The organism is Thalassospira sp. GO-4 (genome assembly GCF_023588965.1).
GTDB classification, from domain to species: Bacteria; Pseudomonadota; Alphaproteobacteria; order Rhodospirillales; family Thalassospiraceae; genus Thalassospira; species Thalassospira povalilytica.
Genome location: NZ_CP097807.1, coordinates 2,462,847 through 2,476,100 on the forward strand (window position 1 = coordinate 2,462,847; position 13,254 = coordinate 2,476,100).

A 13,254-nucleotide genomic window follows, 5' to 3' on the forward strand; every position below is an offset into this window, starting at 1 on the left:
GATGGAAAAATTTACCAAGCTCACCGGTGTTGCTGCACCGCTGCCGATGATCAATGTCGATACCGACATGATCATCCCCAAACAGTTCCTTAAAACCATCAAACGTTCTGGCCTTGGCAAGAACCTGTTTGATGAAATGCGTTACGACGACAATGGCAACGAGATCCCCGATTTCGTTCTGAACAAGCCGGCCTATCGCAATGCGCAGATCCTGGTATCTGGCGACAATTTCGGCTGTGGTTCGTCGCGTGAACACGCGCCTTGGTCGCTGCTTGATTTCGGCATTCGTTGCGTGATCGCACCGAGCTTTGCCGACATTTTCTATAACAACTGCTTCAAGAACGGCATCCTTCCGATCCGTCTGCCGCAGGAAGATGTCGACAAGCTGATGGCCGATGCCGAACGCGGTGCCAATGCCACGGTCACCGTTGATCTGGAAAACCAGGAAATCACCGGTCCGGATGGCGGCTGCATCAAGTTCGAAGTCGAAGAATTCCGCAAGCATTGCCTGCTGAACGGTCTTGATGACATCGGTCTGACCTTGCAGAAATCCGATGCCATCAACGCATTCGAAGCCAAGCGTGCTGCGTCGCAGCCCTGGTTGTCGCTCTAATTCAAAAAGGGGTGGCGAACGGTTTCGTTTGCCGCCCCTTTTCTATCGCTACGGGGTGAGCGGCCCCGAAAATATCTGGGAAGGATTCTTTTATGATCACCACCAAAAAAGTATTGATGCTGCCGGGCGACGGAATTGGTCCCGAAGTCATGCGTCAGGTCCAGCGCGTCATGGACTGGATGGCGAAAAAGCGCAATGTGAACTTCGAAATCACCGAAGGCCTGATTGGCGGTGCGTCGATCGATGCACATAACAACCCGCTGACCGACGAAACCCTTGCCGATGCAATGGCGGCGGATGCGGTTCTGCTTGGTGCTGTTGGTGGTCCGAAATGGGACGATCTTCCGTTTGATATCAAACCGGAACGCGGTCTTCTGAAAATCCGCAAGGAAATGGGCCTGTTTGCCAACCTGCGTCCGGCACTGGTATTTGATGCGCTTGTTGGTGCATCGACCCTGAAAGAAGAAGTCGTCAAGGGTCTCGATATCATGATCCTGCGCGAACTGACCGGCGGCATCTATTTCGGCCAGCCGCGCGGCATCGAAGAACGCGACGGTGTTCGCACCGGCTTTAACACCCTTGTCTATTCCGAACCGGAAGTCGAACGCATCGCGCGCGTTGCTTTTGACATGGCCATGAAACGTGACAAGCGTCTGTGCTCGGTCGACAAGGCCAACGTTCTGGAATCCACCGTTCTGTGGCGCGAAGTTGTTGAACGCGTTGCCAAGGACTTCCCGGAAGTCGAAGTCAGCCACATGTATGTCGATAACGCATCCATGCAGCTGGTTCGTAACCCGAAACAGTTCGACGTGATGGTCACCACCAACATGTTTGGCGACATTCTGTCGGATTGCGCTGCCATGCTGACCGGGTCGCTCGGCATGCTGCCATCCGCATCGCTTGGCGCGGCCGACGCTGACGGCAAACGCAAAGCACTTTATGAGCCGGTACACGGTTCCGCACCGGACATCGCCGGTCAGGACATCGCCAACCCGCTGGCAACCATTCTGTCCTTCGCCATGATGCTGCGTTACTCGTTCGACATGGGCGACGATGCAACCCTGATCGAAAATGCGGTTCAGAACGTCCTTAAGGGCGGCCTTCGCACCGGCGACATCATGCAGCCGGGCATGGCAAAAGTTTCGACCACCGTCATGGGTGAGTCGCTGATCAACGAACTCGACAAACTTGTCTGATCCTTCGTTCTGATCACAAATTCAAAAGGCCGGGTTTATTGCCCGGCCTTTTTGCTATCCGGGTCGATTTCAACGGCATTGCCGACGACCGCCTCAAACAGCGCAAGCTTGTCGGGATTGCGATGCACGAACAAATCCACAATCCGACCATCCTTTTCCGTTGCGCTTAGTGCGGTTTTAACCACACCATCCACCATCATCAGAAGCCAGCATTCCCCGTCCAGCACCACATAGAACGCCCGTTCACGTGGATTGCGTTTGCGCCAGACACCGACAAAGAACCGTGCAACATGATCCGGACCATATAGCGGATTGGCAGTGGCCAGTGCCTTGCCACCACCATCGGAATGCAAAATGACATCCGGGGCAAGCTGGGTCAGAAGCTGACCGACATCACCAAGACTAAGCGCCGTGACAAAGGCCTGCATGCGTGTCTGATCGCACGGTTGCCCGGTGATTTCCGGTGTCGCATCGCGGTCATTTTCACGCTTCATTTTGCGCCGGGCCCGAAACAGGATCTGACGGGTATTGTTCGGGGTGCGTTCGATCACCGGGGCAATATCATCATGTGCCCAGTCAAACACCTCATACAGGACAAGTGCCACCCGTTCGACCGGCGCAAGACGTTCAAGCATCAAAAGATACGCCTGCCCCAGACCTTCCTGTTCAATCAGGTTGGTTTCGGCTTTGGGCGGTTCGGGCGGCATCCACGGTTCGGGCAACCAGTTGCCGACATAGTTTTCACGCTGGCGCCGGGCCGATTTCAGAACATCCAGACAAATATTGCTGCACACCCGGACCAGCCAGCCGGTTGCATCCTTGATCTCTGCGTGATCCTGCTTGCGCCATCTGAGCCACACATCCTGCACCGCGTCTTCGGCGTCGGCATGACTGCCCAGCATCCGATAGGCCAGCGCCGTCAGACGTGCGCGATGCTGTTCAAAAATCGTATCTGACATCCTGTACCCATCAAACGGGTGAAGCGGCACGGGATTACCCCGTACCGCCTGATCTTGTTGCTTGCGTTGCTTCATCCTGCCCGATGGACCTTCCTGTTGCAAAGAGACGATATCATCTGTCTCCCGGGCAACGGGCGCGGAAAGCCCGGTCATGCAAATTCGTGCTGGGCGATGCCAAGACGGTTCCAGGCATTCATGGTTGAAATCACGCAGGTCAGTTCGGAAATCGCATCGGCTTCAAAATGTGCCAAAAGCGCACGGTGGCTTTGCGCAATGCGTTCCTGGCTTTCAATCCGGGTCAGGCATTCCGCCCAGTCAAGTGCGGCACGTTCGGCATCGTCAAACCCGTCTGCGGCGCGCCAGACCGGCAACATCGTCAGTTTGGCCGCATCGCCACCATGTTCGGCAAAACTTTTGGCATGCATGCGCAGGCAAAACGAACACTGATTGATCTGTGACACGCGGCATTCGATCAAATCACGCAGAACGGCTGGCACCTTGCCATTTTCAACAATGGCCGTGGCCAGACCATACATCGATTTGAACAGGGCCGGGCTGGTATCGGGGAATGAAAAACGGCTCATCATGGTTCTCCTTGCTCGGTAACGGGATCACGTCCCTTCTGCCCACAAGGACGAAACACAAACGGGCCGCGTTACACGGCCCGTCCGTCTTTTTTTCTTTTTCCGCGTTCACCCGGTAAAGGCGCCTGAAAAACCTAGGCCATGCCAAGCTTTTTCAATGCATCGGCCAGGGGCGCATGCATCACCCATTGCCAATCCTCCCCCGCCGACTGTTTGCCATCGGCCAGGGTAAAGATTGCCGCAAGATAGTCACTGACATCGGATTTGCAGACCGGCAGCCCCGCAGCCGTTGCGATTTTCCCGGCCAGTCGGCCATATTTCTTGTGCCCGATCCGGCATCCGAAATGCCCGACCGTTTCAGCCAGCTTAAGACCGGTAATTTCGCGCCCCGGTGCCCGTGCGTGGGCACGCAACATGTCCCGTTCGCAACTCGACAGTTCGATCGCACCCAGTGCCTTGACGTAATCTTCCACCTGCCCGATATGCGGGGCCCGGCTTGTTAGCGATGTCTCGCTGCCCTGATGATCGGTGTCATCCCAGTTCATCACTTTCAGCATGTCGTTTCCTCCCGACAAAAGACCGGTTGATCGCTTTTTCACATCTGTCGTGCCGGTCGATCACGCGATGTGTCTTGGAACCCTTAAACAAGTCAGGGCGGGAAACCATCGTTCCCCGCCCTGTATCCTCAGGCATAGTCAAAGCCCGGCTTGGTAAAGACAAACTGGCCAACCCGCATGCCGCCACCGCCTTCTGACTCGTCAAAGGCATTGATGCAGCCCGCCAGATAGAATTCCCACATTCTGCGGAATTCCTCGTCATATTTGACCGGGTCAAGTTCATCACGCACCGCCCGGAACCGGTCACGCCAGGCCCGCAATGTCCGGGCATAGTTGCGCCCGGCATGGAAATGCGATGCCTCGACCATCAGATTGGCGTGCTCGGCGGCTTCGATCACTTCATGAACCGCCGGAATATAGCCGCCCGGAAAGATATATTTGTCGATCCAGGGGGACGTAAATTCGGCGCGCGGCTTGATGATGGTGTGAATGACCGCCCGCCCACCGGCCTTAAGCAGTTGGCCAACCTTTTCGAAATAGGTTTTGAACTGATGGCGGCCGACATGTTCGAACATGCCCACCGATACCACCCGGTCATATTTTCCGGCATTGGCATCGGCAAAGACCCGGTAATCAAGCAAATGATAATCCAGTCCGCTTTTGGCATTGTCGCCCATCTCGGCCCGCTTTTGCTGCGCCCAGTTATATTGTTCGGTCGACAATGTGATACCGTGGACCTCGGCCCCGGTTTCGCGGCGGATAAACCGGCTTAACCCGCCCCAGCCGCAACCGATATCGACCACCCGCAATCCCGGCTCGTTGATCTTGAGCCGCTGGGTGGTCAGGCTCATTTTGCGGTGTTGCGCTTCTTCAAGGGTTTGCGCCCCGTCATCCCAGAAGGCACATGAATATTGCATCTCCGGATCAAGGAAGCGGGTATAAAGATCATTGCCGATATCATAGTGATGGCGGACGCGTTTTGATGCTGCCTTGACGGTGGTAAACTGGGCAATCTGGAATTTGAGCGCCTGCAACTTTTCGATAAAGGTGCCAAAGCCGCTCGACGAATGTCCGCCTTCGAAATTAAGGCGCAACACGCGGATCAGATCTTCCATTTCACCGCTGACAAGGTCAAAGCCGCCATGCATATAGGCTTCGCCAAATCCCGGATCGGGACTAAGCGCCATTTTAAGGGTGTTGGTCCAGTCGGGCACGGTCATGCCCGCACGCGGTTCCGAACCATCACCCAGAACAATTTCATGTTTGTCATCCACGCGGAAAACCAGCGTTCCGCGCGTTACATGTTCCCGAAAGAAATCGAGAACCTTTTTCTGTGTCCAATCCAAACTCATCGGGTACGTCATCGGCCGTCCTTTTTGCAAAAGTCGGAAAACTGATCGCCCCATATGCAGCAATGCCGCATATCTGCATCTAACCCTTTGTCAGGATCGTTTTATCTTGCCATTTGGAAGGTCGTCAGATGGTGGCAGCGGTTTCGCGATGCGATCCGAGCCGAAAGCAGAAATCAACCAAGCAGGATGCGAAACGATTCTGATTTCGGGTTCGACACATGAACCCCGTATACGATTTTGCCAGATTTTTCTGCGATCTCAAGTAGTAATCATAGGTGGAATGACAAGGATGCGCTTGCGCAATTGTCGTGAAAGCCTTACATCTCGCGCCAGATTATCAGACATTATCCACAGGCATGCGCCTGCGCCGTCCGAACCGCCATGCGGCTTATTGCCTGCGTTGGCCCGGGTCCGGCCTCCATGCCGACCAGACTGAAAAGAGGCACCTGATGGGCTATAAAATCGCCGTTGTCGGCGCGACCGGAAATGTCGGGCGCGAAATGCTCAACACTCTTGCCGAACGCAAATTTCCCGCCGATGAAGTCTTTGCACTGGCATCCTCGAAATCAATCGGTCGTACCGTCTCCTATGGCGAAGACGATGATCTGAGCGTGTCGGACGCGGCCAATTTCGATTTCTCGCGCGTTGATATTGCCCTGTTCTCGGCCGGCGGGGAAACCGCCAAGAAACTGGCTCCCAAGGCCGCCGAGGCCGGCTGTGTTGTCATCGACAATTCCAGCTATTGGCGCATGGAACCGGGCGTTCCGCTGATCGTGCCCGAAGTCAATGGCGATGCCCTTGCCGGTTACGCCAAAAAGAACATCATCGCCAACCCGAACTGCTCGACCATTCAGATGGTGCTGGCCCTTAAACCGCTTCATGACATGGCATCGATCAAGCGTATCGTGGTTGCGACCTATCAGTCGGTATCCGGGGCCGGTCGTGCCGCCATGGACGAGCTGTTCAACCAGACGCGCGGCATCTATGTGAATGATCCCCCGCAAAAGGAAGAATTCACCAAACAGATCGCCTTTAACGTCATTCCGCATATCGACAGCTTCATGGATGATGGTGCGACCCGTGAAGAATGGAAAATGACGGTCGAAACCCGCAAGATCCTGGATCCGGAAATTGCCGTTCACGCAACCTGTGTGCGTGTTCCGGTCTTTGTCGGCCACGGCGAAGCGGTCAATATCGAGTTCGAAAAGCCGATCACCGTCGAAGACGCCCGCAAGGCAATGAAAGATTTCCCGGGTGTATCGGTTGTCGATTACCGCCAGGACGAAGGCTATGTCACCCCGCAGGAAGTCCAGGGCGAAGACAATGTCTTTGTGTCGCGCGTGCGCAAGGATCCGACGGTCGAAAACGGCCTGTCGCTGTGGTGTGTCGGCGATAACCTGCGCAAGGGTGCGGCCCTTAACGCGGTTCAGATTGCCGAAAAACTGGTTGCGGATTTCCTGCCCAAGAAATAAGGAAAACCAACAGCTTCCTTTGCAAAACCCGCCCTTTTTGGGGCGGGTTTTGTCGTTGATAGACGCATGGACGCTGGTAACAATTCCAAAAAGACGGTAGGGAAAAAGACAAGACTTCAGCGATAAAAGCGTTCATCACCCAGTTGGCGCATGATGAACAAGAAGATATGTCGGGGGGAATCGGATGGTCAAAAGAACGCGCAAGGAAGCAGCCCGTCTGGATGAAGCAGCCCGCGCAGGCTGGCTTTACTATTGTGCCGGGAATACCCAGGACGAAATCGCCCAGAAGCTTGGCGTTTCACGTCCGACTGCCCAACGTCTGGTCTCGGCGGCCGTCAGCGAAGGACTTGTCAAAGTCCGCCTTGATCATCCCATCACCCATTGCATGGAACTGGGCAAGGCGATCTGCGAAAAATACGGTCTGGCCAATTGCGATGTCGTGCCCACTGACCCCTCCGCCCCCGAGGCAATGTTTGGCATGGCACAGGCCGCCGCAACCTATCTTGAGCGCGCCTTGCAGTCTTCTGATCCCAAAATCATCGCTCTTGGCACCGGGCGTGCCATGCGCGCCATGGTCGATGAAATCGGCCGCATTGATGGCAGTCACCACAAGATCGTCTCGCTGGTTGGCACCATCGCCCATGACGGGGCGGCAAGTTTTTATGATGCGGTCACCGATCTGGCCGACCGCACGCGCGCCCCGCATTATCCGTTGCCGATCCCGGTGATCATCGAAGATCCGAAAATGCGCGAACGCATGCAAAAGCAACCGCCGATGGACAATATCCTGAAGCTCGCCCGCGAAGCCGATATCCGCTTTATCGGTGTCGGGCATCTGGGCGATGACGCACCGCTTCATATTGACGGATTCATCACCAGGGATGAACTGACATCCCTGCGTCAAAGCGGTGCAATCGGCGAAGTGATCAGCTGGTCCTTTGACGAAGACGGCAATATCCTTGATCACCCGGTCAATCATTGCGTCACCAGCGCCCCGGCGGTTCAGCCGGCCACCAACACCATCGCCGTCGCCAAAGGGGCCAAAAAGGTCGCAGCGATTCGCGGAGCCATGCGCGGAAAACTGATTTCGACCCTGATCACCGACGAAGCCACCGCCGAAGCTTTGCTGCGCTAGCACCGCGCGCCAGGCTGCGACAATATAACGCATAGCCACCCTGTCAGGCCGCCTGACAGGGTTTTGTTTTGTGCGCCGCAAAAACGAATTCGTTTGACAATATGCCGCGAAATTGAGTGAATGCTCATTACCTGAACAAATGATCAAGACGGACAGCCAAAGTTGTCCAACGGGTAGACAGTCCTTTTGGGAGGAAATATGAAACGCGTAATGGGAGCAGCGCTGTGCGCGCTGTTGGCAGGCGGTATCGCACACGCCAATGCCGAAACGAAACTGACCATCGCAACCGTGAACAACGGTGACATGATCCGCATGCAGAAGCTGACGGATGATTTCACCTCCAAGAACCCGGACATCACGCTTGAGTGGGTAACCCTCGAAGAAAACACCCTGCGTCAGCGCGTCACCACTGATATCGCCACCAAGGGCGGTCAGTATGACGTCATGACCATTGGCACCTACGAAGTTCCGATCTGGGCCGAAAAGGGCTGGCTCGCACCGCTCGACAATCTGGGTGCCGACTATGATGTCGATGACATCATGCCTGCCATCCGTTCGGCTGTTTCCAAGGATGACGCGCTTTATGCTGCACCGTTCTACGGTGAAAGCTCGATGATGATGTACCGCAAGGACCTGTTCGATGCGGCCGGCATCACCATCGATGGTCGCCTGACCTGGGATCAGACCCTTGAAATCGCCAAGAAACTCCACAAACCGGACGAAGGCGTCTACGGCATCTGCCTGCGCGGCAAGGCCGGCTGGGGTGAAAACATGGCGCTGATCACCACCATGGGCAATGCCTATGGCGCGCGTCTGTTTGATGAAAAATGGAACCCGACCTTCGACAGTGCCGAGTGGAAAGCAGCACTGGACATGTATACCAATATCCTTGGTAACTATGGTCCTCCGGGTGCAACGTCGAACGGCTTTAACGAAAACCTGTCGCTGTTCAACTCGGGCAAATGCGGCATGTGGATTGATGCAACCGTTGCTGCATCCTTCGTAACCAACCCCAAAGAATCCAAAGTTGCAGACAAGGTCGGCTTCACCGAAGCGCCGTGCGCTGCGACCTGCACCGGTGCCAACTGGCTCTGGGCATGGAACCTTGGCATCCCGATGGGTTCCCAGAAAGTCGAAGCCGCCCAGAAATTCATCGCTTGGGCGACCTCGAAAAACTATCTCGAACTGGTAGCGTCGAAAGAAGGCTGGGCAAACGTACCGCCGGGCACCCGCATGTCGCTTTATCAGAACCCGAAATACCTCGAAGCCGCACCGTTTGCTGACGAGACCCTTCTTGCCATCGACAGTGCAGACCCGATCAATTCGACCATGAAACCGAAACCCTATGTTGGTGTCCAGTTCGCTGCGATCCCGGAATTCCAGGGTATCGGCACCACGGTCGGTCAGCAGTTCTCCGCAGCTCTTGCCGGTCAGATGTCTGTCGATCAGGCCCTTTCGGCCGCACAGTCAAGCACTGACCGCACCATGCGCAAGGCTGGGTACTACTGATACACCACAGGCCGGAAGTCATCTCATCGCACATCTGAAATGATTTCTGGCCTGCGCCTCCTTGACCTGATGAACTTGGGGCGGTGGTTGCAAAACGCACCGCCCTCTTTCCATCCGGAAAAGGATCCGCAACATCAATCTCGGGGAGCACATCATGTCGACACGGGCCTCGACCCTGACCGGGCGTATCATGTCCGCACCGTCGATCATTGTCCTGTTCTTGTGGATGGCCGTCCCGCTGGGCATGACGATTTACTTCTCCTTCCTGCGCTACAACCTGTTGTCGCCGGGAATGGAAGAATGGATCGGCACACTTAATTACGAATTTTTCCTGACCGATCCGGCCTTTTTTGCATCACTGGCAAACACGCTTTTGCTGGTTGGATCTGTTTTGGTCATCACCGTTGTTGGCGGCGTCCTTTTGGGACTGATGCTTGATCAACCGATTTTCGGGCGCGGTATTCTGCGTCTTCTGGTGATTGCCCCCTTCTTTATTATGCCGACCGTGAATGCACTGGTCTGGAAAAACCTTTTGATGGACCCGGTTTCGGGGATGTTTGCGTGGATCGCCAGCCTGTTTGGCCTGCCCGCGATTGACTGGTTTACCAATGCGCCGCTGACCTCGATCATCATCATGGTGTCCTGGCAATGGTTGCCCTTTGCCGTTTTGATCCTGCTGACCGCACTTCAATCGCTGGACCGCGATCAGAAAGAAGCCGCCCAGATGGATGGCGCCGGTCCGGTTGCGATCTTTTTCTATATCACGCTTCCCCATCTCAGCCGTGCAATCACGGTGGTGGTGCTGATCGAAACCATCTTCCTGCTGACCGTCTTTGCCGAAATCTTTGTCACCACCGGTGGTGGCCCGGGTCTGGCAACGACCAATATCGCCTTCCTCGTCTATACTCAGGCGCTGTTGCAGTTCGATGTTGGTGGTGCATCTGCCGGCGGCATTGTCGCGGTCATTCTGGCCAATATCGTGGCGATCTTCCTGATCCGCCTTATCGGCAAAAACCTGGACAAATAAGGGGCGCGACATGGAAAACAAACAAACACCCCTTGGCTATATCAGCTTCTCGGTCTTTGCCTGGATCGTCGGTCTTCTGATCTTCTTCCCGATTTTCTGGATGGTCCTGACCAGCTTCAAGACCGAGCTTGAAGCCGTTTCGATCCCGCCCAGCTTCATCTCCTTTGACTGGACGCTTGAAAACTATGCTGAGGTCCAGGAACGGTCGAACTATTTCAAGTTCGCCATGAACTCGGTGATCCTTGCGGTCGGGTCAACACTGGTCGGGCTGGTCTTTGCCGTGACCTGTGCCTGGGCCATGGCCTTTAACCCGACCAAACGCACCAAGGATGCGCTTCTCTGGATGCTGTCGACCAAAATGATGCCGCCGGTCGGCGTGCTGGTGCCGATCTATCTGGTGTTCCGCGACTGGGGACTGCTTGATACGCGCTTTGGTCTGATCATGGTTCTGTTCCTGATGAACCTGCCGATCATGGTCTGGATGCTTTACACCTATTTCAAGGAAATCCCGACCGACATTCTCGAAGCCGCACGCATGGACGGCGCAACCCTGCCCAAGGAAATCATCTTTGTGCTGTTGCCCATGGCCGTGCCCGGCATTGCCTCGACCATGCTGCTCAATGTGATCCTGGCCTGGAACGAAGCGTTCTGGACGCTCAACCTCACCACGTCCGATGCCGCACCGCTGACCGCTTTCATTGCCTCCTATTCCAGCCCCGAAGGGCTGTTCTGGGCAAAGCTTTCAGCTGCATCGACGCTCGCGGTGGCGCCCATTCTGGTCATTGGCTGGTTCTCTCAGAAACAGCTTGTTCGTGGTTTGACATTCGGCGCGGTCAAGTAACCGCAGGCCCAATCGAAATAGAGAAAGAAGGAACACCAAAATGGGTGCTATCCGACTGGAAAAAGTCAAGAAAAGCTTCGGAACGCTGGATGTTATTCCCGGTGTCGATCTTGATATCAATGATGGTGAATTCGTGGTCTTTGTCGGTCCGTCGGGCTGCGGGAAATCAACCCTGCTGCGTCTGATTGCCGGTCTCGAAGATGTCACCGATGGCAAAATCCTGATTGACGGCACCGACGTTGCCAACGAAGCCCCGGCCAAACGCGGCCTGTCGATGGTCTTTCAGTCCTATGCGCTGTATCCGCATATGACGGTCTATAACAACATTGCCTTTGGCCTGAAAATGGCGGGCGAAAGCAAGGATGTTATTGATCAGAAAGTCCAGTCCGCGGCCAAAATCCTCAACCTGACCGACTACCTTGACCGTCGCCCCGGCGCACTTTCGGGCGGGCAGCGTCAACGTGTTGCCATCGGACGTGCGATCGTGCGCAATCCGGCGGCCTTCCTGTTTGACGAACCGCTTTCAAACCTTGACGCGGCCCTTCGCGTCAATATGCGTCTTGAAATCACCGGCCTTCATCAGGAACTCAAAACCACGATGATCTATGTGACCCATGATCAGGTCGAAGCCATGACCATGGCCGACAAGATCGTGGTTCTTCAGGCCGGCCGTGTCGAACAGGTCGGCAAACCGATGGAACTTTATAACAGCCCGGCCAACAAATTTGTCGCCGGTTTCATCGGCTCACCGAAAATGAACTTCCTGGGCGGGGAGCTTGCAGCAAAACATAACTGCCATGAAATTGGCATCCGTCCCGAACATCTGACGGTCAGCACTGATCGCGGCGATATCGCTGCAACAGTCAAGATCGCCGAACATCTTGGGGCCGAGACATATCTTCATGTCGAAGCTGATGGCCTTGGCCCGATGACGGTCCGCGCCACCGGCGAAATGCCCCTTGGTGAACATGACAAAATCTTCCTGACACCTGAACAGGATCGCATCCACCGCTTTGACGCCCATGGTCTTGCGCTTGGACCTTCCTGATACGTGCACAATCCGGGCCGCACTGCCCCACACCAGCATTGCGGTCCCGCCTTACCAATCAAGCTAACTGTGAGTCCAAAATGTATCTTAAAAAGTTCGATCTTTCCGGGCGTCGTGCCTATGTCACCGGTGGCGGTCGTGCCATTGGTCTGTCCTGCTGCGAAGCACTGGCCGAAGCCGGTGCCCATGTTGTCATCGGCGATATCAGCGAAGCTGTCGCCGAAGAAGGCCGTGATTACCTGAAATCCAAAGGTTACACCGCCGATATCGACATCATGGATGTCACCAACACCGATCAGGTCCGCGCCAGTGCGGAAAAAATGGCCAAGCAGGGCGGCATCGATATTCTGGTCAACAATGCCGGGATTGCCCGGTCGGAAACCCCGGCCGAAACCGTCACTGACGAACATTGGCTGAATGTCATTGACGTCAATCTGAACGGCACTTTCTGGTGCTGCCGCGAATTTGGCAAACAGATGCTGGCCAAAAAGAACGGTGTGATCGTCAATGTCGGTTCCATGTCAGGCTTTATCGTCAACAAGCCCCAGGAACAGGCCTATTACAACGCATCCAAAGCAGCCGTTCATCACCTGACCAAGTCGCTGGCGGCGGAATGGGGCGGTCGTGGTGTGCGCGTCAATGCGGTCGCACCGACCTATATTGCGACCCCGCTGAATGAATTCGTCAAATCCAAGCCGGAAATGTATGACGCCTGGATCAATGGCACCCCGATGGCCCGCCTTGGCCTGACCGAGGAAATCGGATCGGTTGTGCTGTTCCTGGCATCTGACGCGTCCAGCCTGATGACCGGATCCATTGTTCTGGCTGATGGGGGTTACACCTGCTGGTAAGGCCAGGTGCAACTAATGGCTACAATGTCCTGAAGCTATTTGTAGCCAAGTCGGAACAATGGTGAAACGGGGCGCAGATGTGGGACCTGCGCCCCGTTTACCTGTTTATC

Annotated in this window: 13 protein-coding genes; 9 read left to right on the forward strand and 4 right to left on the reverse strand. The window is 55.4% G+C overall.

What is annotated here, in order from left to right; genetic code table 11:
- The first annotated feature begins 1 nt into the window (after position 1).
- Both leuD and leuB read left to right on the forward strand, forming a co-directional pair.
- Entirely contained in the window at positions 2-613 is a 612-nt protein-coding gene (gene leuD / locus M9H61_RS11405) for a 3-isopropylmalate dehydratase small subunit (protein WP_068519853.1), read from the forward strand.
- Positions 614-708: 95 nt separating this feature from the next.
- On the forward strand, positions 709-1,809 hold the full coding sequence (gene leuB / locus M9H61_RS11410; protein WP_250285046.1) for a 3-isopropylmalate dehydrogenase: 1,101 nt from the start codon (positions 709-711) through the stop codon (positions 1,807-1,809).
- Between the two features lie 35 nt (positions 1,810-1,844).
- On the opposite strand, the gene sigJ is transcribed toward leuB, so the two are convergent.
- The 4 genes from sigJ to M9H61_RS11430 all read right to left on the reverse strand — a co-directional run bounded on the left by sigJ (position 1,845) and on the right by M9H61_RS11430 (position 5,261).
- Positions 1,845-2,768, reverse strand: a complete 924-nt coding sequence (gene sigJ, locus M9H61_RS11415; RefSeq protein ID WP_250280501.1) for an RNA polymerase sigma factor SigJ — start codon at positions 2,766-2,768, stop codon at positions 1,845-1,847.
- Positions 2,769-2,917: 149 nt separating this feature from the next.
- On the reverse strand, positions 2,918-3,352 hold the full coding sequence (locus tag M9H61_RS11420) for a carboxymuconolactone decarboxylase family protein (protein ID WP_228196089.1): 435 nt from the start codon (positions 3,350-3,352) through the stop codon (positions 2,918-2,920).
- Between the two features lie 134 nt (positions 3,353-3,486).
- Entirely contained in the window at positions 3,487-3,909 is a 423-nt protein-coding gene (locus M9H61_RS11425; RefSeq protein WP_068519856.1) for a hypothetical protein, read from the reverse strand.
- 128 nt (positions 3,910-4,037) lie between these two features.
- On the reverse strand, positions 4,038-5,261 hold the full coding sequence (locus M9H61_RS11430) for a cyclopropane-fatty-acyl-phospholipid synthase family protein (protein ID WP_101247253.1): 1,224 nt from the start codon (positions 5,259-5,261) through the stop codon (positions 4,038-4,040).
- 449 nt (positions 5,262-5,710) lie between these two features.
- Between M9H61_RS11430 and M9H61_RS11435 the strand changes: the two genes are divergently transcribed.
- From M9H61_RS11435 to M9H61_RS11465, 7 genes are all read left to right on the forward strand, one after another.
- Positions 5,711-6,733, forward strand: a complete 1,023-nt coding sequence (locus M9H61_RS11435) for an aspartate-semialdehyde dehydrogenase (RefSeq protein ID WP_068519858.1) — start codon at positions 5,711-5,713, stop codon at positions 6,731-6,733.
- A 184-nt stretch (positions 6,734-6,917) separates the two neighbouring features.
- A complete protein-coding gene (locus M9H61_RS11440; protein ID WP_068519859.1) occupies positions 6,918-7,868 on the forward strand; it encodes a sugar-binding transcriptional regulator in 951 nt (316 codons plus the stop codon).
- A 198-nt stretch (positions 7,869-8,066) separates the two neighbouring features.
- Complete coding sequence (locus M9H61_RS11445) at positions 8,067-9,377, forward strand: sugar ABC transporter substrate-binding protein (protein WP_250280504.1); 1,311 nt, start codon at positions 8,067-8,069, stop codon at positions 9,375-9,377.
- A gap of 154 nt (positions 9,378-9,531) precedes the next feature.
- Positions 9,532-10,404, forward strand: a complete 873-nt coding sequence (locus M9H61_RS11450; protein ID WP_068519861.1) for a carbohydrate ABC transporter permease — start codon at positions 9,532-9,534, stop codon at positions 10,402-10,404.
- A gap of 10 nt (positions 10,405-10,414) precedes the next feature.
- Positions 10,415-11,245, forward strand: a complete 831-nt coding sequence (locus M9H61_RS11455) for a carbohydrate ABC transporter permease (RefSeq protein ID WP_068519862.1) — start codon at positions 10,415-10,417, stop codon at positions 11,243-11,245.
- 40 nt (positions 11,246-11,285) lie between these two features.
- Positions 11,286-12,293, forward strand: coding sequence for an ABC transporter ATP-binding protein (locus M9H61_RS11460; protein ID WP_068519863.1), 1,008 nt, complete (start codon positions 11,286-11,288; stop codon positions 12,291-12,293).
- Positions 12,294-12,373: 80 nt separating this feature from the next.
- Complete coding sequence (locus M9H61_RS11465; RefSeq protein WP_068519864.1) at positions 12,374-13,144, forward strand: SDR family NAD(P)-dependent oxidoreductase; 771 nt, start codon at positions 12,374-12,376, stop codon at positions 13,142-13,144.
- Positions 13,145-13,254: the final 110 nt, after the last annotated feature.

Coding starts and splice junctions, on each gene's coding strand:
- leuD (WP_068519853.1), top strand. CDS start 2: ATGGAAAAATTTACCAAGCTCACCGGTGTTGCTGCACCGCTGCCGATG.
- M9H61_RS11465 (WP_068519864.1), top strand. CDS start 12,374: ATGTATCTTAAAAAGTTCGATCTTTCCGGGCGTCGTGCCTATGTCACC.
- M9H61_RS11435 (WP_068519858.1), top strand. CDS start 5,711: ATGGGCTATAAAATCGCCGTTGTCGGCGCGACCGGAAATGTCGGGCGC.
- M9H61_RS11440 (WP_068519859.1), top strand. CDS start 6,918: ATGGTCAAAAGAACGCGCAAGGAAGCAGCCCGTCTGGATGAAGCAGCC.
- M9H61_RS11450 (WP_068519861.1), top strand. CDS start 9,532: ATGTCGACACGGGCCTCGACCCTGACCGGGCGTATCATGTCCGCACCG.
- M9H61_RS11425 (WP_068519856.1), bottom strand. CDS start 3,909: ATGCTGAAAGTGATGAACTGGGATGACACCGATCATCAGGGCAGCGAG.
- M9H61_RS11455 (WP_068519862.1), top strand. CDS start 10,415: ATGGAAAACAAACAAACACCCCTTGGCTATATCAGCTTCTCGGTCTTT.
- sigJ (WP_250280501.1), bottom strand. CDS start 2,768: ATGTCAGATACGATTTTTGAACAGCATCGCGCACGTCTGACGGCGCTG.
- M9H61_RS11445 (WP_250280504.1), top strand. CDS start 8,067: ATGAAACGCGTAATGGGAGCAGCGCTGTGCGCGCTGTTGGCAGGCGGT.
- M9H61_RS11420 (WP_228196089.1), bottom strand. CDS start 3,352: ATGAGCCGTTTTTCATTCCCCGATACCAGCCCGGCCCTGTTCAAATCG.
- M9H61_RS11430 (WP_101247253.1), bottom strand. CDS start 5,261: ATGAGTTTGGATTGGACACAGAAAAAGGTTCTCGATTTCTTTCGGGAA.
- M9H61_RS11460 (WP_068519863.1), top strand. CDS start 11,286: ATGGGTGCTATCCGACTGGAAAAAGTCAAGAAAAGCTTCGGAACGCTG.